Origin of the sequence: Termitidicoccus mucosus (assembly GCF_038725785.1) — a bacterium.
Classification (GTDB): domain Bacteria; phylum Verrucomicrobiota; class Verrucomicrobiia; order Opitutales; family Opitutaceae; genus Termitidicoccus; species Termitidicoccus mucosus.
Map to the genome: position 1 here is coordinate 3083643 of NZ_CP109796.1, position 26209 is coordinate 3109851.

Below are 26209 nucleotides of genomic sequence, written 5' to 3' on the forward strand. Positions count from 1 at the left end.
GGAGGCCTCGGAGAGGCCTCCCTACCACGCCCGCAGTTGCGGTCCGTCCGGCGTCCATTTTCGCGGGCAAGGATGCCTGCGCCACGCGCTGGCGCGATCCCGCGACCGCCATGCATCGGCTTTCCATGACACCTTTCCGCGCGGGACCGTTTTCCCGAAAATGCATGCTCGGTATCCATTCATCAACGGACCGGCCCTGCGCGGATCAAATTCATTCCAGGCCCAACTTGTATCCGACATCATGATACGCATATCCACCCTCTCCTCAGCCATGCTCACGCTCGCCGCGCTGTTTGCGCTGGGCGGCTGCTCGCTGGCCCCGAAATACGAACGCCCCGCCGCGCCCGTCCCCGAGGTCTGGCCGGACCACGCCGGCACCCAGGCCCGGGCCGGCGCCGCAGGCTCTGCCGCCGCCGACATCGGCTGGGCCCGGTTCTTCGGAGATCCGCGCCTGCGCGCCCTCATCGCGCTCGGCCTCGAAAACAACCGCGACCTGCGCACCGCCCTTCTCCGGGTCGAGCAGGCCCGCGCGCAGTATCGCATCGAGCGCGCGCAGCTCCTGCCCGCGGTCGGCGCCAGCGGCTCCGGCGCGCGCGCCCGGACGCCCGCGGACCTGTCCTCCACCGGCCAGTCCTTCACCGGCGGCGAGTATCGCGCGGGCGGCGCGCTGGCCGCCTACGAAATCGATCTCTTTGGCCGCGTCCGCAGCCTCAAGGCCACCGCCCTCGAAACCTGGCTGGCCACCGAGGAAGCCAGGCGGGCGGCTCAGCTTTCCTACATTTCCACGCTCGCCGCCCAATACCTCGCCGAGCGTTCCGCCGGGGAACAGCTCGCGCTCGCGCGCCAGACCCTCGCGCTGGTCGAGGATTCCCACCGGCTCATCAAGCACCGCCACGATCACGGCATCGCCACCGAACTGGACCTGCGCACCGCCGAGGCCCAGGTGGCCGGCGCGCGCGCCGCCGCGGCCGAATCCACCCGCCTGCTCGACCAGGCGCGCAACGGTCTCGCCTATCTGGTCGGCGCGGCCCTGCCCGCCGATCTTCCGCCCGCGCTCCCCTTGGACAACCAAGCCCTCATCGCGGACCTCCCGGCCGGGCTTCCATCCGACCTGCTCCAGCGCCGCCCCGACATTCTTCAGGCCGAGCACACCCTGCGCTCCGCCAACGCCAGCATCGGCGCGGCCCGCGCCGCGTTTTTCCCCTCGATCACGCTCACCGCCTTCGGCGGCACCGGCAGCGCCGCCCTCGACGGCCTCTTCAAAGACGGCTCCGGCGCATGGAGCTTCGCGCCGCAAATCACGCTCCCGATCTTCACCGGCGGACGCAACCGCGCCAACCTCGACGCCGCCCAAATCCAGAAGCGCATCGAGATCGCCGCCTACGAAAAAGCCATCCAGGCGGCCTTCCGCGAAGTGGCCGACGGCCTCGCCGCCCGCGCCTCCTATGACGAGCAACTCGCCGCGCAACAAGCCCAAGTCGCCGCCAGCCGGGCGCGCTACGAACTCTCCAACGCGCGTTACCGGGGCGGAGTGGCCGACTATCTGGCCGTGCTCACCGCCCAGCAGGATTTGTTTGCCGCGCAGCAGGGCCTGATCCGCTCGCGCGCGCTCCACCTCACCAGCCTGGTCGACCTCTACAAGGCGCTCGGCGGCGGCTGGGTTGAAAAGTCTGAAGGACCGGAGGCTGACAACAAGCCGCCCGCCGCGACCTTCGCCGACACCGCCACGCCCCCTTTCCTCTTCCGATAAACCAACCCGCCCATCCCTCGGCCTTTTTTGTCATGTTCGCACCTCTCGACATCTTCCGCCCCCTGCGCGATGCGCAAGTCCGCGCCGCGCAGGAGCAGCAGTTGTTCTCCGGATGCGACTGGCTGCGGGTCGCGACCATCGTCCAATTTCTCTCCGCGCTCTACCCCGTTTACCTCTGGATCAGCCTGGAATGGCCCGGCCATCGAAACACCTCCGAGCCGGTCGTCAACCTGCTGCGGATTTCGGCCCTTTGTCTTCTCGGCCTCGGGCTGGTTTTTCTCCTGCTTTCATGGTGGGCAAAATATGCCCCCTTCCGTGCCGCGGTCATCGGCCTGGCGCTTTTCCTCGCCTGCAATGTCCTCGTGGCCGTGGCGCTCCCGCACCACTTCATCGACGGCGCGGCCTCCCGGCTGCTGGTCCTGCTCGGCCTGCTCATGGCCGTGCGCACCGGCTATCGCCGGCGCCGCCCCGCATGAGCCCCCGCCCTTGCGCAAAACCGCTTCAATCATTCCTTCGCCATGACGATCCTTTTTCCCACGCCTCCCCAGCCAATGCCCGACATCGGTCCGCGCCGCCGCGGAGGCTGGCCCGTGGCGCTGGTTTCCCTGGCCGGAAGCCTCGCCGCCCTCGCGTGCGGCTCGCTGCTCGCCCGCCAGCATCCCGTCCTCGCCCTTATTCCCGCGCTCGCCTTGGGAGGCCCCAGCGCCTGGGGCTGGTGGTGCGTCTGGCAGGCGGGGCGGGACAAAAGCCCCCTGCCGCGCTCGCACTCCCTGCTCGCCGGCACGCTCGGTTTCGATCTGTCCTGCACCGTGCGTGATGTGGCCGTCGCCGCTTTCTTCCTCGACGATCGGGTCCCGTCCGGCGGCGTCACGCGCCTGCTGGTTTTCCTGGAAAACTATGCCTCGCGCCGGCGCATCGTCCTGATGCGCATCGGGTGTCATCAGGGACTGGGGCTGCCGCAAGATCAGGAGCTCGCCTTGCATCTGCTTCCGGCCGAGGCGGCGGTTTACGAATTGCCGCTGCGCGTGTCCAAGGATTCCGCCACCGGCCATCATGCGTTGCCGTTGACCATCCGGGTCAGGCGGCCGCGCGGCAACGGGGTCAGGCTTCCCGGGGCGCGGCGGCATCTCTATAATATCTGGTGCTATCACTACACGGTGCCGTTCGAGGTCTGGCGGTGCCCCCTGGCGGATGCGCCCGGGCGGCAGTCGCTTCCCGCGCCGTCGTATCTGGTGCTGGCCTCGCCCGGCAAGGCGCAGCCCCGGCTCGAGGCATTGCAGAGACTCATGAGTGGAATCGGAGGCGTCCATGCATCTGTTTGACGAGTCTCCCGGGCAGGTCTCGATTCCAGAGCGGGAGAGCCCGGCCCCTCCGTCGGCGGCCAAAGGACCGCGAGGCGGGGGCCTCGACTTATCACCCGCCGATAAAATCGTTTACCAACTGTGCCTTCACTACGAGGACGGCGATTTTGCGGCCGGATGCGTGGAACTGCTGCGCGCCGGGAAATATGGCAACGCGCGGGTCTATCGTTACCGGGACGGAAAGCACGATCTGGTCGTGAAGGATTTTTCGCACTGCCCATGGTGGTTCCGTCTCACGCTCGGGCGGTTTTATGTGCATCGCGAGTGCCTGATGCGGCGCCTGCTGCAAGGCGTCCGCGGCGTGGCGGGAGAGGTCCACCAGCTCGGGCCGTTCTCGCTGGCCTATGGCTTTGTCGAAGGCAAATCCCTGGCCGGCCTGGCGGACGAAAACGCGCAACTGCCGCCGGAATTCTTCAGGCGCTGGCATGCGCTGACCATGGCGATGCACGCGCGAGGGGTGGCGCATTTGGACATGCGCAATCTCGGCAACATTCTGCTCGGAGCGGACGGATATCCGCACGTGATCGATTTTCAATCGGCGCTCCGGCTGCGTTCCCTGCCGAAATTCGCGCGCCGACTGCTGACCGACACCGATGTTTCGGCGATTTTGAAGGGATGGCTGCGGCTATGCCCGGAGCCGCTCGATCCCAAGTGGGCCGCGTTTTACAAGCGTTTCATGCGCTGGAGAAAATTCTGGATCTTCAAGGGATATCCCTTGAGCCGCTTCTTTAAAAAACGCCGGCCCGCGGGCGAAGGCATTCCCGATTCCCATAAAACGCTGAATCGCGAGGAGCCGAAAAAAACGCGCGATATGGAAATGGCGGCGGCGGGGGAAATGACGGATGACGAATCATCGTGCGGCGGCTGAGTTCGATGGCAGTTGGAGGAACGTTGAGGCCACTCAAAAAATAACGCGCCTCATGCGGCCTCATTTATGGAATGATAAAGGCAGGTCAAAAACGCCCCGCCCGTCACGCCTGCGCGGCATTGCGGGCGCGTCCGCCGCGCAATCCCATCCACGCGTGCGCCACCGATTCCGCGGAGGACCGCCAGTTGAAACTCGCCTCGTCGCCGTAGATGGTCCGGTCGCTTTGCCGCATGCCTTCGCCGTCGGCCACCCGCACGCGCAGGCAAAGTTTGCGCCCCGGTAACGCGCACGTATGCAGCGAGAGCGTGTCGCCCCCGTCCAAGGTCATCCGCGCCCGGCCGATTGCGTAATCTGCATGGCGTATCGTTGCTCCAGACACCAATGAAGGCGCCTGGAGGGAGAGGCACTCCTCCACCAGATCTAGGAACGACAGCAGACGCATAGGTCAATAATACTAAAATCATGGCATTATCGACCTCATCCCGGGAAACTGAAGCCATCCCGCGCGCCTTTTCGCCGGGTCGCAATTTCCCCTAAAGAGAAAAAAATCTGTCCGATAGTAGAAAGAACGGGGCAATATGCATTGGAGCCTCGTGACCTTTTCAATGGCCACACTTCACGAAATCAACGAAACCGCCTTCCGCGAAACCATCACACGGGCAGTCCAGGATGTGTTCAAAACCATGATCGGACAGTCAGCCGTGCATGCCAACGCGAACGAGGACCATAATCTCAAATCCCTTGCCATCAATGGCTCCCAGGTGGTCGGCTCCGTCGGCTTCATCGGTGACATCAACGGCCTCATCTATCTCTATTTCAGTCAGGATTTCGCCCAGGAGGCCGCGGGCTCCCTGCTGGGCATGACCACGCAGGAAATCGTGGAATCCGGCGACGAGGTCGTGAACGACGCCATCGGCGAGCTCACCAACATGACCGTGGGCGCGTTCAAAAACCAGTTGTGCGACCGGGGTTATCCCTGCCGGCTCACCATCCCGTCCATCCTGCGCGGCAGCAATTTTTCCATCGAACCCATCGGCTCCACGACCCGTCGTGTGTATCGGTTCAACATCGGCCGCCACACCTTGGTGGCCGACATCCTCATGAAGCCAGCCGACGCGATCGACGCCTAAGTCTGATTCCAGTCTCCCATGCGTTACAAAATTCTCACGGTAGATGATTCGAAAACGGTGCGCATCATCGTCAAGAAAGCGTTCCGGCTGTATGATTGCGATATCCTCGAAGCCGCCAACGGCGTCGAAGGGCTTGCCGTCGCCTCCAAGGAATCTCCCGATGCCATTCTCCTCGACGTGACCATGCCGGTCATGGATGGGGTGGAAATGCTCACCCGGCTCAAGTCCGACCCCGCCCTGAAAAACGTGCCGGTCGTCATGCTGACCGCGGAGGGCGGTCGCGACAATGTGCTCAAAATTGCGAAAATCGGCGTGCGCGATTATATCGTAAAACCTTTCAAGGAAGATGTCCTGATCCAGAAGGTCGGCCGCATCATCGACTTGAAGCCACTCGACGCGACCCCGTCCAAGGCCAAGTCCATTCTCGACGAGGCCAACTTGGTGGTCATCGAGGACAAGCCGGCCATCCTGCAGCAAATCCAGGACGGACTGCGCCACACGCCGTGGAAAGTCCACGGCATGGCCAGCACCACCGAGGCGTTGGATTTCTGCGCCAAGACGCCGCCCGATCTGGTCATGGTTTCGCTCTCGCTGCCGGACGAATCCGCTTTCACCTTTTTCCGCACCATCCGCAACAACCCCAAGCACAAATACACGCCCGTCTTCGGTCTGGTCGTGAAAACCGACAACGCCGCCCAGCAGCAGGCGCAGCAGGTGGGCTTCACCGCGCTGGCCACCAAGCCGCTCGACATGACCGAGGTGGAATCGAAGATCGCCAAGGCGATGAACCTGGACACCTCGCATCGCTACTTCAACATGGACAGCGGCATCCTCACGCTGGCCATTCCCGACAACCCCACCCAGCACGTCATCAACGAAATCACCAATTACCTCAAACCCAAGATCACCGAGGCGGTCGATGCCGGCATCGGCAAAGCCATCATCAATGTCCAGGCGTTGAAGCGCCTGGACATGACGATCATCAAGGTGCTGTTTCAGGCCATGCAGACCTGCCGCGAACTCGCGCTGCATTTCTGCCTCGTCGGCAACCCGGCCATCATCGCGGAATGCAAAGGCTTCGAGGACACCCGAAACTGGCAGTTCTATAATTCGCTGGAAGAGGCCCAGGCGAGCCTCGGGGCCATTTCTGTCACCTCAAGTTCCGCGTGATCGTGACGATTACCCACTTTTGTGAAAATCATCTCATGCCGCACCATCGCCGACCTTAAGGCCGCGCTTGCCTTCTATCCCGAAACCATGCAGGTGCAGGGAGAAAGTTTTGGCCGTCTGGGGGCCACGCCGTTCAAAAACCCGGACAAATCCCTCGCCATCCTGCTTGAAGGCGAGGGAATCAGCTGCCAGGAGTCGCGCCCCTACAAGGGCAGCGTGCTTGCCTTTGTGGATGCCAAGGACGGCCATCGTTATTTTGCCCAGGACGAAATGGGTGAATACTGGGCCCGCGAAGAGGCAAACGGGCGGACCGCCGCCCACGGGTTCGCCTCGGACAGGGACGCCTTCAAAATCGCCAAAAGCTCGGCGAGCTTTTTTGGCGGGCAGCCAGGCACCTTCTTTGTGGCGTGAGCCGGGATATCCCGGCGCAGTGAGCATCCCGCCCTCAACACGGTCTCAAACGTGTCGATATCAGAGGGCGGACGTCACTGCATCATGAATGACATGCTCCGTTTTTCTTCCGCGCATTCGGGCTGCCTGTTGCCCGGATCAGACTAATACCCATGGCGTATCATACATCACGCACAACCTTCGCCCGCGCACATCATCGAGCGATCTGCGGATGTCTGCTCCTGTCGTTGTTTGCCGGGGGACTTTCCGCCCTCCCCGCCCCCCAGCGCACCGGCGCTTTTGATTGGACGCCCAAGGGGAAACCGAAGCCGGAAAAACCCATGCGTTTCGGTTTGTCGCTGCCCCATCCGGAAATCGTCCGGCTGTTTGGGGACTCGCTGCCTTATCTCCCTTGCTTTGAACCGGCCGCCCTTCGTTTTGCCCCGGCGAGGCGCCCGCCGCCCGCCGCATCCGTGGCCTTGACATTGTCCGCCAAGGAACCGGTGCCGGACGAGCCCCCGGCTCCGCCTCCCCCGCCGAAACCGGACAATCCCTTCGAGATGCAGCCCGTTTCCATATCGGCGCCGCCCGTTTCGACACGGCGCCCTCTCATGCTGGAAGACTCGGCGAAGGGCGACTACCTGCCCGAGGACATACTCATGTATTTCCAACTGCCGGCACCCGCGCAACCGCCCAGCAAGGCGACCTACCGTCAGGAATAAACCACCATGCCATTTCCGCGCTTCGCCCGCCTTTTTCTCGCCTTGGCTCTTCCCGGCATGCCCGCGGCAATCTCCGCGCCGGACGATGCGCCGGCCGCCGCCGGACCGCCCCCGGCGGTGACGCCCGAGGAAACCACCGGACTGCTTCGCATCGCGGCCAGACAGCTCGCCAACGGCGATGCGGAGTCCGCCGAGGCCGCATACAAATACATCCTCGAGAAAAACCATCACGACACCGGCGGCGCCGGGATTCAGGAAGGATTGCTGGCGCTGGCCCGCGCCTACCGGCAACACGGCGACCGCGTGAAAGCCGTCGCCGTTTATGAAAAACTGCTGGCGGAGCATCCCCATTTTGAATCCGCGCCGGATGCCTACCTCGAACTCGGCCGCACGCTGCGCTCGATCGGCGCCTATGACCGCGCGATCGGCAAATTCTACAATGTGCTCCACAGCACGCTGAAGCTCTCCGGCGAACAGACCGAGCAGTACCGACGCCTGGCGCGCACCGCGCAGTTCGAGATTGCCGAGACGCACTTCGCCTCGGGCGACTATAATGAAGCCGCCCGCCTCTTCAGCCGGCTCAACCTCCTCGATCTCGCCGTCGCGGACCATGAGCGGGCCCGCTTTCGCGCGGCGATTTCGCTGCTGCGCAGCGGCAACCTCGAGGCCGCCGCATCCTCGCTCGAGTCATTCATCAAGACCACTCCCGACACCGAGGCCAGCGCCGAGGCGCGCTACCAGCTGGCGCTCGTGCTCGAACGTCTTGGCCGCGACCAGGAATCCCTGAACACATTCATGGACCTGCTCCGCAACGAGCACGTCCGCAACACCGAGACTTCCCCCGCGTGGAAGGACTGGCAGCGGCGCACCGGCAACCACCTGGCGAATTATTTTTATGACAAGGGGGACTATCGCAGCGCGCTGACCGTGCTCAACCGCCTCATCACGCTTTCCTCCGATGCGCGCTGGCAACTGCCGGTGTCATATCAAACCGCCCTTTGCCACGAACGCCTCCTGCAATATGACAAGGCCGTGGAGATCTACCGTCAGACCGCCGCCCTGCTGGCAAACGACACGGAATCACCGGCGGAATTGCAGGAAATCGTCCGCATGGCGGAATGGCATATCCGCCATATTCAATGGCTGGATGAAACCAACGGGCGAATCCGCTCCATCACCGAACCCCAGGGTTCCTCCGGGGCGTCCTCCTGATATAGAGCATTTCCTATTTATTCTGTCGCATGTAGGGCGCGACCTTGCGTCGCGCCGCGGGCACTAAACCGGCCTGACACAAGGTCAGGCCCTACGGGGACATGGTTTATTTACGACAGAATAAATAGGAAATGCTCTAGTATTTTCTTTCAACCTTGGCCCAAATGGCAGGGCGAGGCGACACCGCCGATCCGCGGCTCAGCCGGAGGCACCGTCCACCTTGATAAACCTATAAATGGTTCGGAAATGATATAAGGCCCAAACCTCCACCGGGGCATCCGTCGTCAGCCTTTTCCCCGCAATTCGTTTTTCAGCCGCAGCACCTTCGCATGGGCCTGCGACATGAATCCGCGCCAATTAAAGCTGGGGAAAACCCGGCCCCTCAGCACCTGCGCGGCCGGCGTGTCATGGATGTCGGAAGGCAGGGCATCCAGGCACTCGCCGCCGTCTCCGATCTGGTATTTGACGCACAGGTATCGGGCCAGCGAGACCACGCCGACGATATCCATGCCGTCGGTGGCCCCCGCCGGATCGTCGACCCAGCGGATCACATTGAGATAACATTCCGGGAAACGTTTTGCGGCCAGAAACTCGGCCCCGATCTCGCGCACGCTGCTCCCCAGATATCTCCGCTCGCCCTCATGCCGGGCGATGCGCCGGTTCCGCACATAATTCGTGATCGCGGGATAACTCGCCGGATGGAGGCGCAGCAATATCAACTGCCCCATGTCATGGATCAGCCCCGCGGTATATGCGACCGGCGTGAGATGGCCCCATTCCAAGGCCGAGCAGATGAACTCCGACATGTGCGCCACGCCCACTTGAAACATCCAGTATCGCTCCCAGGTCACGGGCTGGAAATGCCGCGCCTCGACCGTGATCATGGAGCGGCACAGCCCCTGAAGCCGCGCGGCTCCCAGCCACCCCACCGCCGCGCGCGGGCTGTCCATCGGGTCGATTGCCTCCCGGTTGAGATGATTCACGCTGACCAGAATCTGCACCGCCAGTCCCGGATCGCGCGCCACCAGGCGCGAAATCGAATCGAGGCTGGCCACGTTTGCCGACACCGCCATCTGGAACGCATCGGCCGCGCTCTCGATCACCGGGCAGGCGTTCATGCCCGCGACATTGTTCATCAGCTCCGCGGTCGAAATCACCGGCCCGGCGGAACAATCCGCCGACTGCCACCAGCGGCGGTCGTTCTCCTCGCGCGCCATCCGGCCGTCATCCACCTCCGCCACCGCGGCCCCCTGCTTGTCCTCGGGCACGCCGCAGAGCGCTTTCAGCACGGCGCAGGCATGTTCGAGCCGCTCGGCGATCTGCGCGCGCTCGATTCCGGCGTCGTCATCCAGCAGCTTCCACTCGGCCTCGTTGGCCAGGGCGGACAAATGGGCCGCAAACCCCGGAGCGCCCGCCTTTCGCGCCATCGTGATCAAGGCGTCGCCGCGCGTCTGGAACAGGTTCTCCTCCTTCTGCTCGCGCCAGGCCGCCGCCATCCCGCCCAATGCGTCCGCCAGCCGGCGACGTTCGTCCCGGATTTCCTCAAGCGCGAGCCCGCCTGTCTGCGCGGCCGCGGCCTCTTCCACCAGCAACGACGCGTGCCATCGGGGATGCGGCAGCTTGCCGATCTCCTGATAGATGGCCTGGTCGTCGTAGGGCTTGATCAGGTAGTTTTGCGGACGCAGCGCCAAGGCCGCACGCACCGACACCATGTCCGCCGCGCGCGTATAAATCACGATGGGCAACGCGCCGAGCAATCCGCTGGCCCTCACCCAGCGGACAAAATCCAGCCCGTCCACTCCGCACTCGAGTTTCGGCTCCACAATCGCCAGATCGTATTTCACGCGGCCGACCAAGCATTGCCAAGCCTCGGACGGCGTGCCAAACGCGTCACAACTGTGCTCGCCACGCACCAGTATGCTCTGGAGCACACGGTGGGCGCGTGGTTGGTCGTCGAGGAGTAACAGGCGTGCCATGGGAGGGAAACAAGGCCCGGCCCAAATCCATGCGGCCAATGCCGGACATCGGAACCAACGGCAAGGCGGGGCCGGATTATTACGATGCAGGTAACATCGGCCGATTTCGGGGAATCTGTAGCAAGATTCCCCGATGAATTCCCGCCCTTTTTGATACTATTGTTTAATCCGAAAAGAACGGCGCGCCGTCCGCGGGCTTTGCACTTTTTCCCTGTCCGAGCCGGGGCGCGACTTTCGTCTGGATCGAGGCGGCCGGCTTTCTGGCCGGCACCTCGGGCACGACGGGTTTTGTCGCCGCCGGGGCGACCGGCTTCGCCCGTTTTTGCTCCGTCGCAGCCGCCGCCGCGGGCACGGCGTCGCCATGCACCATCGCCATCAGCTTCTCCACCGCCGCGTTGACCTGCGCCGACTGTCCCTGCAATTCCTGCGCGGACGAGGCGCCCTGCTCGGCCAGGGCCGCGTTCGACTGCGTGATCTGGCTCATGCCCGCGACCGCCTGATTGAGCTGGCTGATGCCCTCGCTCTGCTCGTTCGACGATTGCGCGATGCCGCCCACCATCTCGTCCAGCTCCCGGATGCGCTCGACGATCTGGTCCAGGCTCGTCGCGACCTGGTTGCTGATGGCGACGCCCTGCTCGCTCTTCGCCGATGCGTCCGTGCTCTTGTCCGCCGTTTCCCTCGCGGCCTTGGCGCTGCGCTGGGCCAGATTCCGGACCTCCTCGGCGACCACGGCGAAACCGGCCCCGGCCTCGCCCGCGCGGGCCGCCTCGACCGCGGCGTTCAACGCGAGAATATTGGTCTGAAACGCGATTTCATCGATCGTCTTGATTATTTTGGAAATCTCCAAACTCGAATCCTGGATTCCCTTCATGGCCTCCTTCATCTGCGCCATGTCCTTCGCGCCCGAGTCAGCCTTGGCGCGGGCATCCGTGGCGAGGCTCTTCGCGGACTGCGCCGCCTCGGAATTGCGCTGCGTCATGCTCGCCATTTCGTGCAGCGACGCGCTGCTCTCCTCCAGCGAGGCCGCCTGCCGGCTGGCTCCGTCCGACAGCGCCTGGCTCACCTCCGCGACCGCCAGGGCAGACTGGTAGGTCTGCGCCGACTCGGCCGCCAACTGGTCCCCCACCAGCGAAATCGGGCGGGTGATGCTGCGAATGACAATCCAGACCACGGCCAATCCCAGCAGCACGCCGGCGATCGTGCATCCGAGCATGAGGGCCTCGCCGAAACGCTGCGTCGCCAGCATTTCGTCCTCGATCCGCGCCTGGTCCCGCTTCACCGACTCGCGCATCTGGTTGATCGTCGCGGTGAACTTGGGCGCGATCTGCGCCACCTCGTCCGCGACCACCGTGTTGCGGCGCTGCTTGAGGCCGATTGTTTCTTCGAGCGCGGCGCGATAGGTGCCGGCCGTTTCTTTCATGGAAACCAGCAATTTTTCCTTCACGGCATCCTTCAGGGACGCGTCCAGCGTCACCAATTCCTGGTAATCCTTCTGCAGCCGGCCGACCGCCTCCGCCACTTCACCGATGCTCTTCAAGGCGCTGTCCGCGTATTCCTGCCGGGCGGTGAGCAAAAACGAATTGGTGAAGCTGCTGCATTCGAAATAGGCCTTGAGCGCGCTCGATGTCTTGAACGCCGTGTTCATGTCACCCGAGCTCGTGGCGGCGGCCAGCACGTCCTGCAATCCCTTCGCGATGATTTCCCCCAAGGGCGTCAGCTTGTCCTTGGTGATCGCATCGAGTTCCTTGGTGTATTCGATCACCTTCTGGAAGCCCCGGTCATATCCGGTCAGCAATGTTTTTGCCTCCGCCAGTTGCCCGGCCCGCGCGCGGTCGGTGGTCACGCCGGCGGCCTGAGTCATCGCCTCCTCGAGCGACTTCCTCGACTTCTGGTATCGCTCGGCGTTGGCCAGGCTGCCATCCGCGAGAAAGGCGTTCACATTCAGCTGAATATCCAGCATGCCCGCCTCCACCAAGGCGGCCGTGTTGGTCTCGTCGGTCGTCCCGGCATACACATTGAACTTCCGGCTCGACGAGCCCACGGCGAGCCACGCCACGATCGCAACCGCGATCAGCAGCACCAGCACGAACACAAATCCCAATCCGATACGGCGCCCAATTGTCAGTGAGGCATGGAACATGATAAATGGCTTTCTATTAATATAACTTGTTTTTTTTCAGATAATAAACCAATCACAATTGCCCCCGCGGCCCGGTCCGTGACACAATATCCCCGGCGCAGGGGTGGCTCCGTGGCGGCTCGCGTCCGGCATCCGATAATTTCATATTGTCGTCATCAAAATCATGCGCGCATTTCATCGCTATTTACCCGGGAAATGGCTTTTCGCGCATGCAGGACAATAGGTGCATGCCGCGGCACGTCCTCCAATACAATAGGGAGACGACAGGAGTCTTGGAGTCATAAGAATTGCTGACGTCTATCGGCATCAACCGCAGAGACTTTAGCTGGAATGCGCGCTGTGCGTGATATTCTTGCGTCCCGGCCTTCGCGCGCCCCGCGGCGAGCGCAGGCACGACCGGCGCCTATTCCTCCGACTGGGGCCAGCTCAACGGTCGCAATTCCATGTCGCGGGGCACGCGCCCCTTCTTCTTGTGCCACACGATGATGGCCGCGGCCGCCCAGCGCATCAAGTCAGCCGAGGTCGCATCCGCGGACTGCGCCGCCTCCTCGAGCTCCTCCCGCATTTGCGAGGCCATGCGCACCGCCAGAAGCGAATCAAACTTGAGCGTTTTCTTAGACGATGACGACACGATGTATAGCAATCATATTTCTTCAGCTATTTCTTGCTTTATTTAGTTAGCTTTTGTTATCAAATGATAACTCGTATATGCATTCCATCGACATAATAAAATTAATGATGATAGAATAGATTCACCGGCGGATTCAATCACAGGCAGATTTTGCATACCGGATAATCGCGGCGCCAACATGATGCATCTCATCTCAACCCCCGGAAAACAAAGCGGATGCCCTGCATTTCTTCCGGGAATCCGCGCCAGGCTCCTGCCATCGTGAGACCGACCGCAGCCTTTCCGACCCAAGCCCCGCCCAATGACTCCCCTGAGGCGGCGCGCAACCGGGAATCCCGGGATGCGGCACGCACGGGCGCCATCCTGCTGGTCGCGCGATACCGCCTGTTTCGTGCCGGACTCCGCCTCGCCATCGAGCGTCACACCGGCGCGCCGGTCCTTGAATGCGACGGCCTCGACGCGCTCCCGCGCCAGACCACGGAAACCCCGCCGGGCATTGTTTTGGTTTATCTGCGCCGCCCGGCCGCTTCCGATACCGCAAACATCGCCGGACTGCGCCGCCGCTGGCCCCAAAGCCGGATCATGATCATTTCGGAGACCGTGCATCCATCCGTCGCCCACTCGCTCATCAAGGAGGGCGTCCGCGGATACCTCTTGGATCAAAATGGCGTGGATGAACTTAGGCAGGCCATCGAGACCGTCCGGCAGGATTATGTATATCTCAGCCCTGAAATCACGACCTCCCTGCTCGAAGACAAACGGGTGCACGAGGAGCAGGACATCATCCAGACAACCCAGCCCATCAATTCGCGCGAACGCGATATCCTGATACACATCGCGGAGGGTCTCCGTAACAAGGAAATCGCCGCGCGCCTCCACCTGAGCCTTAAGTCCGTGGAGACTTATCGTTATCGCCTGATGAAAAGGTTGGGCTGCGATCATGCGGCGGGATTGGTTCGGTATGCGATTCGAGCCGGGCTCATCGGCCCCTAGCCTGTCCTGACTCTTGGCCCTCGGCGGGGTTCGCCGGTTCGCGCGAATAGTAGAAACACTACAAAAGTGTAGAGATTTCCTCTTTTCAGCATTTTTGCCTTAACCCGATTAATAGGGTGCAAATGCAACCAAATGACTGCGCAGACCGCGCTTCCCGCAAGTCGGCCTCAATTGCCTTGAGGACGGCCCGCGGCGCAGCGTGCCCCTGTTATGCGCCGCAGCCCTGACAGATGAAAAAAAACTACAAACTTTCCACACGCCTCGCGATCGGATTTGGCAGCATCATCGCCATCATTACTCTTTTGGGAGGCATCACCCTTTGGAATCTGAAGAAAGGGGTTAACAACGCGCACCAGACCTCGGACCAGGGAGTTCCCACCGTCATCCTGGCCAATAAAATACAGGAACACATCATGGCATTGCGCTATGAGATGCGCGGATACTTGATGACGCATAAGCGGAACTTTCTTGAGAACGGGCAGCGGCATCTCGACAGCATCCACGCCGATCTCGGCCAGGCAGAGGAACTGGCGGCCTCCAACCTCAAATTGCGCGAGCTGATAAAGGCAACCGCCAAGGTACGGGCCCAGGTCGATTCCTATGAGGCCTGCCTGCAACAGATCATCCGGCAAATTGGAAATCTGGCCGCCGGTCATCTGCAACTCGACACGACCGCCAAGGAATTGGTCGCCCAGTTTGACGCGCTTCGCATTTCCCAGTTTCAATACTTTAACGAAGAGATCACCGCCGGGGCGACTCCCGCGCAAATCACGCAACGACTTGCGAAAATCAAAGCGGTCACGGATATCGAACGTCAGATCGCGGCCCTTCGCCTGCTGGTGTGGCGTTCGGAGGCAAACGACGATGTGAACGCACTCGAGCAGGCACAGCACATGGTGAATGCGATCACCGCCGCCCTCGCCGATCTGCGTAAAAACACTGTGCAGGATATCAATATAAGGCAAATCGCCAATGCCGAAAACGCGACCCTTGTCTACGGGAAAACCGTGGCAAGCTCGTTGTCCATTTGGACGGAATTGAACCGCCTTGCGGTTGAATGGACTGACATCAGCGCCAGTATGGCCTCGGACACCCAGGCATTGGCGGTGGAAGGACTCGACGAGATGAGAACCGATGCCAGACAAACCGCCAACGGACTTGATTTCGCCTATATTATCATGATGGTCGGGCTGGCGATTGCGTTGGTTGTCGGAGTCCTGCTCGCGATCACCCTCACCCGCTCAATCAGCAAACCCATTCAGGCCATCTCGGAAACACTCGGCCAGGGCGCCGACCAGACCGCCGCCGCCTCCGGGCAGGTTTCTTCCGCCAGCCAGACCCTGGCCGCCGGAGCGAGCGAGCAGGCGTCCGCGCTTGAGGAAACCAGCGCGTCATTGGAAGAACTCGCCGGCATGACCCGCCGCAACACTGACAACGCCCAGAAAATGAACACCCTCGCCCGCGATGCGCGAACCTCCGCCCAGGATGGCGCGCATAACATGGCGGCCATGACCGCGGCCATGAAGGAAATCGAGGCCAGCAGCGCGGGTGTCGCCAAGATCATCAAGACCATCGATGAAATTGCCTTCCAGACCAACATCCTCGCCCTCAACGCCGCGGTGGAGGCGGCCCGCGCCGGCGAGGCCGGCGCGGGATTCGCCGTCGTCGCCGAGGAAGTGCGCAACCTTGCCCAGCGCAGCGCCCAGTCGGCGCAGGAAACCGCCGTGAATATCGATACTGCCGTCAGCAAAACCCGGCACGGCGTGGAGCTCAGCGAAAAGGTCGCCGAAAGCCTGGAGCAAATCGTCGGAAAAATCCGCCAAGTCGATGAGCTCGCGGCGGAAGTGGCCACGGCATCCCGCGAGCAGGCCCAGGGCATCGAGCAGGCCAACACCGCGGTAAGCCAAATGGACAAGGTCACACAGTCCAACGCGGCAAGCGCCGAGGAAAGCGCCAGCGCGTCCGAGGAACTCAACGCCCAGGCAGACCAACTCAAGAGTGCGGCCCAGGCCCTGCTCCAGATTATCAACGGCGGAACGGCGCAAACAACACGCGCCCTGTCATAAAGACAGAAACGGTTCCTCGCTATTTTCGATGGTTGGTTTGCTTATTTAACCGCAGAGAACGCAAAGAACTCATGGAAAAACGGGATTGTTTCCTGCGCTCTTTGCGTTCTTTGCGGTTAATTTTTGTTGCTTTCAGTCATCGAAAATAGCGACGAACCACAAAAACATGGACGCACTTCACGGGGATCCGTATTACAAGATTTAGATACGGATACTTTTTATAGTAGCTCATCATGAGATGAGCCCATACCTTGAAGGGTGAGCTGGGTATTCTGATAGTTGCAGACATCCAAGACGCCATGTTCTTGAAAATAGGATGTCCGAAGCCGCACCCTCCGGGCACGCGGGAAGCACAGCTCCCGTCATATAAATAGTTGACAATATAATATACGGCAAATCGATCACTAACGCCATTTGCTTGCCGTTCCACGGCATTGAAGGCGGCAGGTTTTCGCATATCCCGGGGAATTAATTAATAATTTTGCGATTACGTAATCGCAAAGAAAATGCGGGAAATTTTTATTTTTATAAATCGGAGGCGGCATAATGCTCAAAATATAAAAAATTATAAATTAGCTCTTAATTATGGGTAAATAAATCCGATTTGGATTTTCAACGGCACGCCACCCATGGCATAAATCCACTCTCTTTTTCCAGTCTGTCCATGAATTGCAAAGAGATGCACAAAATCATCCCGAATTTGACCCAACAATGAGCACAGGAGACGAACCGTCATCGCCTCCAGATATCGAGAACACCGCTGCCGCAGGCCCCTTCACTGTTGATGAAAGCCTGATCAGGGAGCTGTCCTGCCAGTTGACGGGAGACATTATCCACAAGGTGAATACAGAGATATCGATCTACCGGGGACTCGTCGCCCACGGGAATCAGCTGTCCCGGCGCCAAACCAGGAGAACCAACCCGCCCCTGCTTGGGGAATTGCAATCCCTCCGGGATAAACTTTGTGAGTGCGAGAGCAAGCTGAGGGCGCACCTTGCGCGGGCGCGGGCGGCAAAATATTCCTAGTTGTCGCGCTGCCGGCGATGATGCCGGCATTTGCATGGTTTTGTTGTGCGGGAGAATCTTAGGTTTCCGGCAAAACCAATTCGGCTGCATCCCGGTATTCACGGAGCTTGTTGCGGAGGGTCCTGATGCTGATGCCGAGCAACTCGGCCGCCTTGGTGCGATTATCCCCGGTTATCTGCAAGGCATTCAAAATCGCCTGTTTTTCCAACTCCTGCAACGGGAGGATGCGATGGCTCGGGCTGGGCTCCGGCATCATTTCCTCCTGGATATCTTGCTCCTCGGTCTCCTCAAGTTCCGGGATTTCCCGCGGCGGGGCCAAGCGGCGCTGCGCATCCTCCGGCTCCGCGATCATCGGGACGGACGCGGCACTGCTTTCATCGTCGGCCCGCGCCCCGCCTCCCATGCTTCCGAGCAGGGAATCCAACCCAAGCGCCACGCTCGGCACGCGTGTTCTTCCCTCCGACAGAATCACTGCCCTCTCGATGGTGTTCTGCAACTCCCTCACATTGCCCGGCCACCGATAGGCAAGCAGGGTTGCAATTGCGTGGTCAGAAAATCCCTCCAGTCGCATCCGGTGTTTTCGCGAAAAACGCCGCAGGAAGTTTTCCGCCAGTGGAATAATATCCTCCGGGCGCTCCCGCAGCGCGGGAATATGCAATGAAAAAACATTAAGCCGGTAATATAAATCCGACCGGAAATCGCCTTTTCTCACACTCTCCTCGATATTCCGGTTCGAGGTGGCGATGACCCTCACGTTTACCTTTATCGTCCTGGAGCCCCCCACCCTCTCGAATTCCTTTTCCTGCAAAATCCTCAACAATTTTGCCTGAAGGTTGGACGAGATCTCGCTGATCTCGTCCAAAAGCAGCGTGCCCTGATGGGCGAGCTCAAAGCGGCCTTGGCGCCGGGCCGTGGCGCCGGTGAACGCCCCTTTTTCATGGCCGAACAATTCGCTTTCAATCAGGCTCTCGGAAAGCGCCGCGCAATTGACTTTGATATAGGGTCCGGTGCGGCGCGAGGAATGCCGGTATAATTCCCTGGCAATCATTTCCTTGCCGGTCCCGTTTTCCCCGGTGATCAACACCGTGGTGTCGGTGCGGGCCACGCGCCGGGCGAGCTGCAGCAGCCGCTTCATGGTCGGATTCTCGCCAATGATCTCCCCGTCGTCACCGTTATGGCTGCTCAAGTAGCTGTTGACCCTCAACAATTGCAGGCTGGATTCCGCCTTCCTCAAGATCAGGTCAACCTGGTCTAGTGAAAACGGTTTGACTATATAATCGAAAGCCCCCGCCTTCATGCACGAAACGGCGTGATCGATGGTTCCATGCCCGGTCATCATCACCACCAAGGGCCGCGCGGACATCAGGCTGACATGCTCCAGCAACTCATGTCCGTCACCATCAGGCAGACGCACATCCAGCAGCATCAGGTCAAACGATTCCTTCGCCATCAGGTCTGCGGCCCCCGCCATCGAGTCTGCCGTGAATACCGTGTATAGTTTGCGGGCAAGAAGATTCCTTAGGCTGGTCAATACCGTTGGGTCATCATCAAGAATGAGAATACGCTCCAGTGTCATTGTTCAGGGTTTCTTGATTGGCTGATTTCTGATGGCATTACTCTATTGGATGGAAAAATAGATATTAAAAATATACGACCCTATCATGGTTAAATAAGTGTCAATCTACTCTGAAATTATGATCCAAATTATCCATCTCTATTGTTTTGTCCGGCACCGCCGACATACTCACAAATCAATAACAACAAACAGGGAAGATCGCCCTGTTTTTTCTGCAATCATTGCTCCCCATCGCCATTGTCATACATCCATGATGCAAAATTATCATCAATCATGACGCAACCAGGCGGGGAGGCCGGCATTTCGATTCAAATCGGGCTGTCCTGTGACGAACAGGACTGCGCACATCCATGAATTCCCTTGTGCCCAAGCACTCCCCCGAGACCGAAGCATCTTCCTCTCCGAGCTCCGCTCAAAATACGCATGGGAGGGCATCAGGCATGAAGATCGGCACCAAAATTCTGTTGACCGCGCTCAGTGCGGTTATTGTCACCGCGCTCGCCTCCTTCATCACGGTCAGGATTCTGGCGGCGAAAAACCGCGTGGATGCCATCAGGGACGGGATGAGCACCATCCTCCACCAAGCCGAGCAGGTCGCCTCAACCATGGACGCCATGTACCGGGCGGAAGTCTTTGACCTGAAAAAACTCGTCCAGCAGGCGCAAAAGCAAACCGGCGGCCTTTCGCTGAAGGAGGGCTATCGAAAGACCGATCTCTACGAGATCGTGCCCATCGTCATCACATGGAAATCGATCCGGAATGCGGCGGAAAGGTCCGGCTATGATTTTGTAATTGCATCGATGCCCGGCCAGGAGGCCCGCAATCCCGCCAACGATGTCGGGAAAAATTATCCCGAGGTATTCAATGCCTTTGCCGCCAAGAACGAGGAATATTTTGCCTACGACTCGTCGCGAAAGGAAGTGCTGCTGGCGCATCCCGTGCGCCTGGCCAGAAGCTGCCTGGATTGCCACGGCTCGCCCAAGGGGAATCCCGGCGGCATGGATATTCTCGGCTTTCCCATGGAGGGCATGAAAGAAGGGGACATCCGGGGCGCGTTTATCCTCAAGACAAAAATCGGGAACGATCCCGTGGTCGCCGAGACGAGCTGGATGATGGCGCTGGTTTCCTCGGGCGTGTTTGTTCTGGTGGCGGGGTTGTTCTGGGGATTCAACCGGAATTATATAAACAAACCGCTGGGCAGGGCGATCGAGCATCTTTCCGCGAGCGCCGGGCATGTGACCTCGGCATCCGCGCAAATATCAAATTCCAGTCAGTCGCTGGCGGAAGGCGCGAATGAACAGGCCGCCGCCTTGGAGGAAACATCGGCGGCCTTGGAAGAGATGGCGAGCATGACGCAGAAAAACTCGGAAAGCGCCGATCAGGCCAAGGAACTGGCCGCGCGCACCCGCCTCGCCGCCAACACCGGCGCCAAGGATATGGAGTCCATGCGGGAAGCCATGATCGCCATCAAGACTTCGTCGCGGGAAATCTCGAAAATCGTCAGCGCCATCGATGAAATCGCCTTCCAGACCAACATCCTTGCCTTGAACGCCGCAGTGGAGGCTGCCCGCGCCGGCGAGACGGGCGCCGGCTTTGCCGTGGTGGCCGATGAAGTGCGCAGACTGGCGCTGCGTTCCGCGGAGGCGGCCCGCGAGACATCGCTCAAGATCGACGACTCGGTGACAAAGAGCGAGCACGGCGCCGCCATCTCCGACAAGGTCGCAAGCTCACTCCAGCAAATCGTGGAGCTGGCCCGCCAGGTGGACAGCCTGGTGGCCGAGATCGCGGTTTCCTCCAATGAACAGAGGCAGGGAATTTCCCAGGTAAACTCCGCCGTGGCCCAGATGGACCGGGTCACGCAGTCAAACGCGGCCGGCGCCGAGGAGTTTGCCAGCGCCTCGAGCGGATTGGCGGGGCAGGCCACCGAGCTGCTCAGGCTTGTGACCGAACTCAGCCTCAGCATCACCGGCACTGCCGACGACGGAAACCCAGAAGCCTGAGGCCAAGGAGCGGAGCGGGGCGTGAGCCCGCGCGGAATGTAACCCAATGGGGGTTACATTCACAGGGATATCATGGGTCGGCCTTCGCCATTGATAAAAGAAGCACGTGATACAATCGTGCCGATTGTTGAGCACGTTTCAAAACGACTGCGGCATTTATTATAGTATTTTCTCTCGACATTGGCCCAAATGGTAGGGCGAGGCGTCCCCGCTGAGCTGCGGCTCAGCCGGAGGCTTCGCCCTACCGGCGCTGCCGCGCCAATGCTAAATGAAAACACTATAAAATACCCGGGCTATGAATCGGCCAGCAGGACGACGAGCTTGCGCGGGGTCTCGATGGCTTGCGTCAGCATGGTGACCTGCGACTGGCTCAGGAATCCCAGCCGCACCAATGTGGTCATCTGCTCCGCCACATCCGCGTCTTCAATGCGCGACTGCTTGGTTTCCAGCAATTCACGGTTCGCGGTGAGCTTCCCCGCGGCGAGTTCGAGCCGGCTCTGCACCGCGCCCACCTCCGAAAAGGCCATGCCGATTTGGTCAATGGCCGCATTCAGGTCCGAGATCGCCGTGTCGTCGGACAGGCTCATGATAAAATTGCCGGACGCGTCCTGCTCGATGAGGCCCTTCGTGGCGCCGCTGCGCAGGTTGATGGTGGGAAATAAAACCACCTCGTCATCATACGCGCCAATCGCGACGAGCCCGCCTCCGTCCGGCCCGAACAAGTCGGCCCCGCCAAAGGTTCCCATCGGATTATCCACGCCGGCGCCGCCGATTTCCGCCGCCGTGCCGCCGATCATCGAGCGGAGCTGCTCCTGCAACTGCTGAAACTCCTGCGTATATAAAGAGGCGTCGCTCTGCTCCTGCGTGCCGTTTTTCGCATAGGCCGAAAGCTCGCTCATGCGCGTGAGAATGCTGGAGATGGCCGTGAGGTAGCCGCTCGTGGATTCCAGGCGGCTGATCCCGTTCTGGATGTTCACGCCCGCCGCCTCCAGGCGCGCCTGCTGGGAGGTCAGCTTGGCCGACGTCCCGGTGCCGGCTACATCGTCGGACGGGGTCAGCATGCGGTTGCCCGAGCTCAGGCGCATGAGCGCCTCGCTGTGGGCGGATTGGGTCGTTCCGAGGCGCGCCGCCAGATTGCCGCTGCCGGACCGGGGGAAGGAAATGACTGCCATGGTGGAAAAGTGTTGGTGGAATTCTCGAAACTTCGTTTATAAACCGCGAGGGATGCGAAGGGCTCGAAGGGAAATCAGAAACGGATTCATCGGGGCGTCCGACGCGGCAGCTTCGGGAGGGCCGGAATGGCGCCCGACGCGGCCGAGATGGCGGCGGCCTTGTTGATCGCGGCCATGTCGGCCAGGACTTCTTTCCTCACGATGGGAATCTCCCGGGGCGCGCTGATTCCGATCTTGACCGTGTCCGCGTCGATCCGCGTGACCACGATCTCGATGTTGTCACCGATCAGCACTCCTTCCCCCGCGCTCCTGGAAAGTATAAGCATGGCCGGAAAATCCTTTCAGCCCGCCGCGCCCAGCAACGGATGCCTCGCATTGAAGCGCCCGTGGTTGGCCAGGATCACCTGCCTGCCTATCTTGGTTTTCCAGTTCACCACGATCGGCCCGACCAAGTTCACGGTGGCCGTCACGGGCTCGTCGCGGTTGACGGTCACGATGTTCAGCACCAGCGCGTCGTCGGCGCTTTCCAGGCCGATCGCCGCCGCGTCCTCGTCGAACAGCTCGGGAACGTAATCCGCGATCAGGCCGACCGGCTCCACCACGACAAAATCGAGCGAGGGCTCGCCCACCAGCCGCAGCCAGCGGAGCGGAAGCTGGTCCGGGAGGTGAAACAGCTCCGCCTGGGTGTATTCCCGGAGCCCGACCAGCCCCCAGGGAAGTTGTATCCGGGCCGGCACTACACGCAGGACCGTCTTTTCCCCCGCCGGTGTGTCTTCAAGTACTTTCATGGTGGATCGGTAAATCAGCCCGCCCGCGCGTCACTCACAGGAAGTCGAGCAGCGACATGCGCATGATGTTGGACGATGACGCGAGCGCGGCCTCGTAGGCGGTGCTGACGCGCGAGAGCTTGACATAGGCCGTGGTGAGATCGACATCCGCGTCATTCGAGATCACCTGTTCCAGGTTGTCCATGCGGGATTCATGCTGGGTTTGCGTCACCTCGAGCCTCATTTGCACCGCTCCCTGCCCGCTCAACGCCGTGACGAACACATCCTCCGTGGCCTCCAGCCCGGCGCGAAGATCGTTCACCGCCGTGGTGTCGCCGGAGAGAAGCGCGTCGCGAAGCCCGACGAGCTGGTTGATGAAGTCCGCGATGCTCTCGTTGGTCGCGCCGGCCGATCCGGGCTTGATGGCGGAGCCGTCGGACACGGGAATCCCCAACTGGCTGGTGTTGCCGTTGTATTCGATCGCGTCGCCCGCGGCGTTCCAGGTGAAGGGCGCGGTGTCCACGGCGGTGCCCGCGAAAAGATAGTCGCCGCCAAAACGGCTGTTGCCGAGCGTGACCGCCTCCTCGATCAATTCATCGACCTCGGCCGCATAGGCGGCCATCGCGTCGGTGCTGATCGCGCCCGCGCCCAGGGTGGCGAGCTCGCCGGCGCGGTCGGAGACGGCCTTGATCTTCTCGAGGCCGCCATACGTCGCCTGCGACAGCTCAAGCGCCTTGCCGATGTTGGTCAGATACTGGCTGATCTTCCGCTGCTCGGTCTGGTTCGAAATCACGCGCCCGGCGGCCGCGGGATCATCGGAGGGATTGAATATCCGCTGGCCCGTCGCGACCTGGGTGTTGAACAGCGTCTGCTGCTCCCCGAGCTTGGTCAGCTGCCGCAATATGGAGTTGGAAACGGTATTGGTGGATACACGCATGATCGTGGTTCGGGTTGTGTCTTTTGGGTTGCGAAATCAGCCCACGCCGAGGCGGTTGATCACCGTGTCGAGCAGGTCGTCGATGATCGTCATGACGCGGGACGAGGCTTGGAAGGCGCGCTGGTATTTGGTCATGTTCACGACTTCCTCGTCCAGGGAAACCGCGCTCACGGAATCGCGCTGCTCCCGCACCAGCGTCTCGATGGTGCTTTGATCCGTGAGCCGGCTGGACGCGCTTTTTTTCGCCTGCCCCATCGCGCTGACGACGCCGGTAAAATAGCCCGTGAAGGTGCCGTTGATGGCATCGCCCGCGGAGGTGGAAAAGGTCTTGTCGGCCAGGGCCGCGACCGCCGAGGCCAGCTCGTTGTCGCCCGCGGCGCCGCCGTCGGTCGCGCGCAGCGTCTCGATCGAAAGGTTGCCGTCGAGCGCGATGGTCGCCGCCGTCACCGCGGCGGGATCAGGATCAAAGAAGAAATCGTAGCCGGCGGTGCCGGCGGGGTTGTAGGCCTCGTTGACCGATTTCACGAGCTGGCTGGCGAGCGTGTCGAGATTGTCGCGCAGGGTCTGGACGGAGCCGTCGCGCGCGGCGAGGCTGCCCTTGATCGCGCCGCCGGTGAGCGCCACGGCCGAGCCGGCCGCCACCACATCGGTGCCGTTGAACACGACCGGGGCGACCACGGTCCCGGCCGAGACCAGAGTGATTTCCGCGCCGCCCGTGTCCCGCACGAAGATGTCGATCTGGCCGTTGCCGGCGGAGGACTCGCGGGTTTCCACACCGATCAATTCGGACAGGGATTCGAGCGCCTGCTGCCTCTGGTCGCGCAAATCCACCGCCGAGCCCGGCGCGTTCATTTCGAAGCGGCTGATCTGGGCGTTGAGCGTGGCGAGGGAGGCGAGCAAATCATTCACCTCGCCCGCGTCCTGGTGGATGGAGGCGTCCAAGTCGGTCTGGATCTGGCCGAGCCGCTGGTCGGTCTGCCGTATCTGCCCGGCCAGAATGTCGGCGACTTCCAGCAGGTTCAGCTTTTCGCCCTGGTCGGTCGGGCTCGCGGCATACGAGGTAAACGCGTTGAAAAACTCGCTGAGCGCCGAAGACAATCCGCTCCCGCCGGAGGTGGTCACGTCGCTGGTCCGGTCAATCGACTCGCCGAGCACGGCCTCCGCCCGCGTGCAGGCATCGTATTGGGACTGGAGCGCGGACCTGAGGCCGACTTCCCGCAGCAGCTGCCGGTCGAGCAACGCGTCGCGAATCTGCTGGACGCTCTTGGCCTCGACGCCCATCGACTGCGCGCCCTGGGAGGTCTGCACGGTGCCGCGGCTGCCGTAGATCACACGCTGCCGGGCGTAGTTGTCGTTATTGACGTTCGCGATGTTGTTGCTGGTGACGTTCAGCGCGAGGGAATGCGCATTCAGCGCGGTCGCGGTGCGGGTAAGACTGTCGAGGAGGCCGGCCATATGAATGAATAAGGGTAAGACAAACGGGAAAAATCAGCCCAGCGCATCGAGCACCGCCGTCGTAGGCGCGGGCATGCGTCCGTCGGAGGCATAGGTGAGCGGGGAAACGGTTTGCGGCGCGAGTTGCGAGAGCGCCTCCTGCTGGAGCTTGAGGGTCCAGCTGATCAGGTTGTGGTTCTGGCGCGCGCGCCGCCTGACGCGGTGAATCAGGTTGTTGATGTCGGTGATCAGCGCATCGAGCAGGGGCCGGATGTCCGGATCGAAGAAGGACAGCATCTCGCGCAGGCCGGTCGTCTCAGGCATGCCGTTGGCCACGGCGAACCGCCGGAGCCAGGCCTCTCGGGAATTGCGATAGGCCTGGATCTCACGGGCCCGCTTTTCAATCGCCATCGCATCTGCCGTGATCGCATCGGCATCGCGGCGCCAAAGGTGCTCCTGCTGCCCGTCGTACAAGGCCAGCATCTCGCCGTAGCCTTCGAGCTCGTCACGCAAGCACTGGATAAGTTCGTTGGGTAAAGTATTCATCGCGCCTCTCGATCAGGAGACATCCCTTTCGGGGAAAGTTGCTGTTCCATGACCTGTCCCACACCCATGCCGCCCGCGCGGCTCATCGTGTCGGCGAGCGTGTCGGCGAGGATGTAGCCATACACGCCGGCGCCGCTGCCCGCGGAGCCCGACATCAGCGGGTCGAGCGCCGGTTTCAGAAGCTGGCGCAGCAGGATGGCCTCGAATTGCCGCGCCACTTTTTTTGCATCGGCGGACGATGCCGCCGCCGCTCCGCCGCCGCGCGCGGCGGTGACCGCCGGGGTGGAGGACAACTCGCGCGCCACGCTGCCCTGGGTGATGGAGGAAAGGGGATTCATCGCG

Annotated in this window: 24 protein-coding genes; 12 read left to right on the forward strand and 12 right to left on the reverse strand. The window is 61.4% G+C overall.

Translation table 11 applies throughout. The features are described from left to right. The first annotated feature begins 241 nt into the window (after window positions 1–241). The 4 genes from OH491_RS10805 to OH491_RS10820 are packed head-to-tail and all read left to right on the forward strand — an operon-like array spanning window position 242 to window position 3979. Complete coding sequence (locus tag OH491_RS10805) at window positions 242–1750, forward strand: efflux transporter outer membrane subunit (RefSeq protein ID WP_084442414.1); 1509 nt, start codon at window positions 242–244, stop codon at window positions 1748–1750. Window positions 1751–1782: 32 nt separating this feature from the next. After that, window positions 1783–2226, forward strand: coding sequence for a hypothetical protein (locus tag OH491_RS10810; RefSeq protein WP_068771401.1), 444 nt, complete (start codon window positions 1783–1785; stop codon window positions 2224–2226). Window positions 2227–2268: 42 nt separating this feature from the next. Further along, complete coding sequence (locus OH491_RS10815; RefSeq protein ID WP_068771400.1) at window positions 2269–3072, forward strand: hypothetical protein; 804 nt, start codon at window positions 2269–2271, stop codon at window positions 3070–3072. Then, window positions 3059–3979 (forward strand): hypothetical protein, encoded by a 921-nt coding sequence (locus OH491_RS10820; RefSeq protein WP_145928921.1) that lies wholly within the window; start codon window positions 3059–3061, stop codon window positions 3977–3979. Before OH491_RS10815 ends, OH491_RS10820 begins: the two co-directional genes overlap by 14 nt. 103 nt (window positions 3980–4082) lie before the next feature. On the opposite strand, the gene OH491_RS10825 is transcribed toward OH491_RS10820, so the two are convergent. Further along, window positions 4083–4307: a hypothetical protein gene (locus tag OH491_RS10825; protein WP_068771398.1), complete on the reverse strand. Its 225-nt coding sequence runs from the start codon at window positions 4305–4307 to the stop codon at window positions 4083–4085. Window positions 4308–4584: 277 nt separating this feature from the next. Between OH491_RS10825 and OH491_RS10830 the strand changes: the two genes are divergently transcribed. The 5 genes from OH491_RS10830 (at window position 4585) to OH491_RS10850 (ending at window position 8603) form a co-directional block, all read left to right on the forward strand. After that, window positions 4585–5109: a chemotaxis protein CheX gene (locus tag OH491_RS10830; RefSeq protein WP_068771649.1), complete on the forward strand. Its 525-nt coding sequence runs from the start codon at window positions 4585–4587 to the stop codon at window positions 5107–5109. 18 nt (window positions 5110–5127) lie between these two features. Continuing rightward, window positions 5128–6279: a response regulator gene (locus OH491_RS10835; protein WP_068771397.1), complete on the forward strand. Its 1152-nt coding sequence runs from the start codon at window positions 5128–5130 to the stop codon at window positions 6277–6279. Window positions 6280–6300: 21 nt separating this feature from the next. Then, window positions 6301–6690, forward strand: a complete 390-nt coding sequence (locus tag OH491_RS10840) for a hypothetical protein (protein WP_068771396.1) — start codon at window positions 6301–6303, stop codon at window positions 6688–6690. Between the two features lie 320 nt (window positions 6691–7010). Then, window positions 7011–7391, forward strand: coding sequence for a hypothetical protein (locus OH491_RS10845; protein WP_145928920.1), 381 nt, complete (start codon window positions 7011–7013; stop codon window positions 7389–7391). Between the two features lie 6 nt (window positions 7392–7397). Next, window positions 7398–8603, forward strand: a complete 1206-nt coding sequence (locus OH491_RS10850; RefSeq protein ID WP_068771394.1) for a tetratricopeptide repeat protein — start codon at window positions 7398–7400, stop codon at window positions 8601–8603. A 284-nt stretch (window positions 8604–8887) separates the two neighbouring features. Here OH491_RS10850 and OH491_RS10855 read toward each other — a convergent pair whose 3' ends face one another. The 3 genes from OH491_RS10855 to OH491_RS10865 all read right to left on the reverse strand — a co-directional run bounded on the left by OH491_RS10855 (window position 8888) and on the right by OH491_RS10865 (window position 13350). After that, window positions 8888–10579: an HDOD domain-containing protein gene (locus OH491_RS10855; RefSeq protein WP_068771393.1), complete on the reverse strand. Its 1692-nt coding sequence runs from the start codon at window positions 10577–10579 to the stop codon at window positions 8888–8890. Between the two features lie 163 nt (window positions 10580–10742). Next, entirely contained in the window at window positions 10743–12719 is a 1977-nt protein-coding gene (locus OH491_RS10860) for a methyl-accepting chemotaxis protein (RefSeq protein ID WP_145928919.1), read from the reverse strand. Between the two features lie 403 nt (window positions 12720–13122). After that, a complete protein-coding gene (locus OH491_RS10865; protein ID WP_145928918.1) occupies window positions 13123–13350 on the reverse strand; it encodes a hypothetical protein in 228 nt (75 codons plus the stop codon). 261 nt (window positions 13351–13611) lie between these two features. Here OH491_RS10865 and OH491_RS10870 point away from each other — a divergent pair, with 261 nt between their 5' ends. Continuing rightward, on the forward strand, window positions 13612–14343 hold the full coding sequence (locus tag OH491_RS10870; RefSeq protein ID WP_334319472.1) for a response regulator transcription factor: 732 nt from the start codon (window positions 13612–13614) through the stop codon (window positions 14341–14343). A 230-nt stretch (window positions 14344–14573) separates the two neighbouring features. Further along, on the forward strand, window positions 14574–16409 hold the full coding sequence (locus tag OH491_RS10875) for a methyl-accepting chemotaxis protein (protein ID WP_342751016.1): 1836 nt from the start codon (window positions 14574–14576) through the stop codon (window positions 16407–16409). Between the two features lie 1084 nt (window positions 16410–17493). Here the strand turns inward: OH491_RS10875 and OH491_RS10880 are convergent. Next, window positions 17494–19011, reverse strand: a complete 1518-nt coding sequence (locus OH491_RS10880) for a sigma-54-dependent transcriptional regulator (protein ID WP_068771387.1) — start codon at window positions 19009–19011, stop codon at window positions 17494–17496. Between the two features lie 440 nt (window positions 19012–19451). Between OH491_RS10880 and OH491_RS10885 the strand changes: the two genes are divergently transcribed. After that, window positions 19452–21011 carry a methyl-accepting chemotaxis protein gene (locus OH491_RS10885; RefSeq protein WP_068771386.1) on the forward strand — a complete coding sequence of 520 codons (1560 nt, stop codon included), beginning with the start codon at window positions 19452–19454 and terminating at the stop codon, window positions 21009–21011. Window positions 21012–21304: 293 nt separating this feature from the next. On the opposite strand, the gene OH491_RS10890 is transcribed toward OH491_RS10885, so the two are convergent. The 7 genes from OH491_RS10890 to OH491_RS10920 form a co-directional block, all read right to left on the reverse strand. Beyond that, complete coding sequence (locus tag OH491_RS10890; RefSeq protein ID WP_068771385.1) at window positions 21305–22183, reverse strand: flagellin; 879 nt, start codon at window positions 22181–22183, stop codon at window positions 21305–21307. A gap of 86 nt (window positions 22184–22269) precedes the next feature. Then, window positions 22270–22509, reverse strand: a complete 240-nt coding sequence (locus OH491_RS10895) for a carbon storage regulator (protein ID WP_068771384.1) — start codon at window positions 22507–22509, stop codon at window positions 22270–22272. Window positions 22510–22524: 15 nt separating this feature from the next. Then, window positions 22525–22971 (reverse strand): flagellar assembly protein FliW, encoded by a 447-nt coding sequence (gene fliW, locus OH491_RS10900; protein ID WP_068771383.1) that lies wholly within the window; start codon window positions 22969–22971, stop codon window positions 22525–22527. Window positions 22972–23005: 34 nt separating this feature from the next. Next, the gene (gene flgL / locus OH491_RS10905) at window positions 23006–23887 is read right to left on the reverse strand and encodes a flagellar hook-associated protein FlgL (protein WP_068771382.1); all 882 of its coding nucleotides are present in this window, start codon (window positions 23885–23887) and stop codon (window positions 23006–23008) included. Between the two features lie 36 nt (window positions 23888–23923). Next, the gene (flgK, locus tag OH491_RS10910; protein WP_068771381.1) at window positions 23924–25342 is read right to left on the reverse strand and encodes a flagellar hook-associated protein FlgK; all 1419 of its coding nucleotides are present in this window, start codon (window positions 25340–25342) and stop codon (window positions 23924–23926) included. A 33-nt stretch (window positions 25343–25375) separates the two neighbouring features. Continuing rightward, window positions 25376–25867, reverse strand: a complete 492-nt coding sequence (locus OH491_RS10915; protein WP_068771380.1) for a flagellar protein FlgN — start codon at window positions 25865–25867, stop codon at window positions 25376–25378. Next, the gene (locus tag OH491_RS10920; RefSeq protein WP_068771379.1) at window positions 25864–26205 is read right to left on the reverse strand and encodes a hypothetical protein; all 342 of its coding nucleotides are present in this window, start codon (window positions 26203–26205) and stop codon (window positions 25864–25866) included. The genes OH491_RS10915 and OH491_RS10920 overlap by 4 nt, the downstream gene beginning before the upstream one ends. Between the last annotated feature and the right edge of the window lie 4 nt (window positions 26206–26209).

Excerpts from the sequence above, each read along its gene's own strand:
- OH491_RS10805 (WP_084442414.1), top strand. The coding sequence starts at position 242 with ATGATACGCATATCCACCCTCTCCTCAGCCATGCTCACGCTCGCCGCG.
- OH491_RS10810 (WP_068771401.1), top strand. The coding sequence starts at position 1,783 with ATGTTCGCACCTCTCGACATCTTCCGCCCCCTGCGCGATGCGCAAGTC.
- OH491_RS10815 (WP_068771400.1), top strand. The coding sequence starts at position 2,269 with ATGACGATCCTTTTTCCCACGCCTCCCCAGCCAATGCCCGACATCGGT.
- OH491_RS10820 (WP_145928921.1), top strand. The coding sequence starts at position 3,059 with ATGCATCTGTTTGACGAGTCTCCCGGGCAGGTCTCGATTCCAGAGCGG.
- OH491_RS10825 (WP_068771398.1), bottom strand. The coding sequence starts at position 4,307 with ATGACCTTGGACGGGGGCGACACGCTCTCGCTGCATACGTGCGCGTTA.
- OH491_RS10830 (WP_068771649.1), top strand. The coding sequence starts at position 4,585 with ATGGCCACACTTCACGAAATCAACGAAACCGCCTTCCGCGAAACCATC.
- OH491_RS10835 (WP_068771397.1), top strand. The coding sequence starts at position 5,128 with ATGCGTTACAAAATTCTCACGGTAGATGATTCGAAAACGGTGCGCATC.
- OH491_RS10845 (WP_145928920.1), top strand. The coding sequence starts at position 7,011 with ATGCGTTTCGGTTTGTCGCTGCCCCATCCGGAAATCGTCCGGCTGTTT.
- OH491_RS10850 (WP_068771394.1), top strand. The coding sequence starts at position 7,398 with ATGCCATTTCCGCGCTTCGCCCGCCTTTTTCTCGCCTTGGCTCTTCCC.
- OH491_RS10855 (WP_068771393.1), bottom strand. The coding sequence starts at position 10,579 with ATGGCACGCCTGTTACTCCTCGACGACCAACCACGCGCCCACCGTGTG.
- OH491_RS10860 (WP_145928919.1), bottom strand. The coding sequence starts at position 12,719 with ATGTTCCATGCCTCACTGACAATTGGGCGCCGTATCGGATTGGGATTT.
- OH491_RS10875 (WP_342751016.1), top strand. The coding sequence starts at position 14,574 with ATGAAAAAAAACTACAAACTTTCCACACGCCTCGCGATCGGATTTGGC.
- OH491_RS10880 (WP_068771387.1), bottom strand. The coding sequence starts at position 19,011 with ATGACACTGGAGCGTATTCTCATTCTTGATGATGACCCAACGGTATTG.
- OH491_RS10885 (WP_068771386.1), top strand. The coding sequence starts at position 19,452 with ATGAAGATCGGCACCAAAATTCTGTTGACCGCGCTCAGTGCGGTTATT.
- OH491_RS10890 (WP_068771385.1), bottom strand. The coding sequence starts at position 22,183 with ATGGCAGTCATTTCCTTCCCCCGGTCCGGCAGCGGCAATCTGGCGGCG.
- OH491_RS10895 (WP_068771384.1), bottom strand. The coding sequence starts at position 22,509 with ATGCTTATACTTTCCAGGAGCGCGGGGGAAGGAGTGCTGATCGGTGAC.
- fliW (WP_068771383.1), bottom strand. The coding sequence starts at position 22,971 with ATGAAAGTACTTGAAGACACACCGGCGGGGGAAAAGACGGTCCTGCGT.
- flgL (WP_068771382.1), bottom strand. The coding sequence starts at position 23,887 with ATGCGTGTATCCACCAATACCGTTTCCAACTCCATATTGCGGCAGCTG.
- flgK (WP_068771381.1), bottom strand. The coding sequence starts at position 25,342 with ATGGCCGGCCTCCTCGACAGTCTTACCCGCACCGCGACCGCGCTGAAT.
- OH491_RS10915 (WP_068771380.1), bottom strand. The coding sequence starts at position 25,867 with ATGAATACTTTACCCAACGAACTTATCCAGTGCTTGCGTGACGAGCTC.
- OH491_RS10920 (WP_068771379.1), bottom strand. The coding sequence starts at position 26,205 with ATGAATCCCCTTTCCTCCATCACCCAGGGCAGCGTGGCGCGCGAGTTG.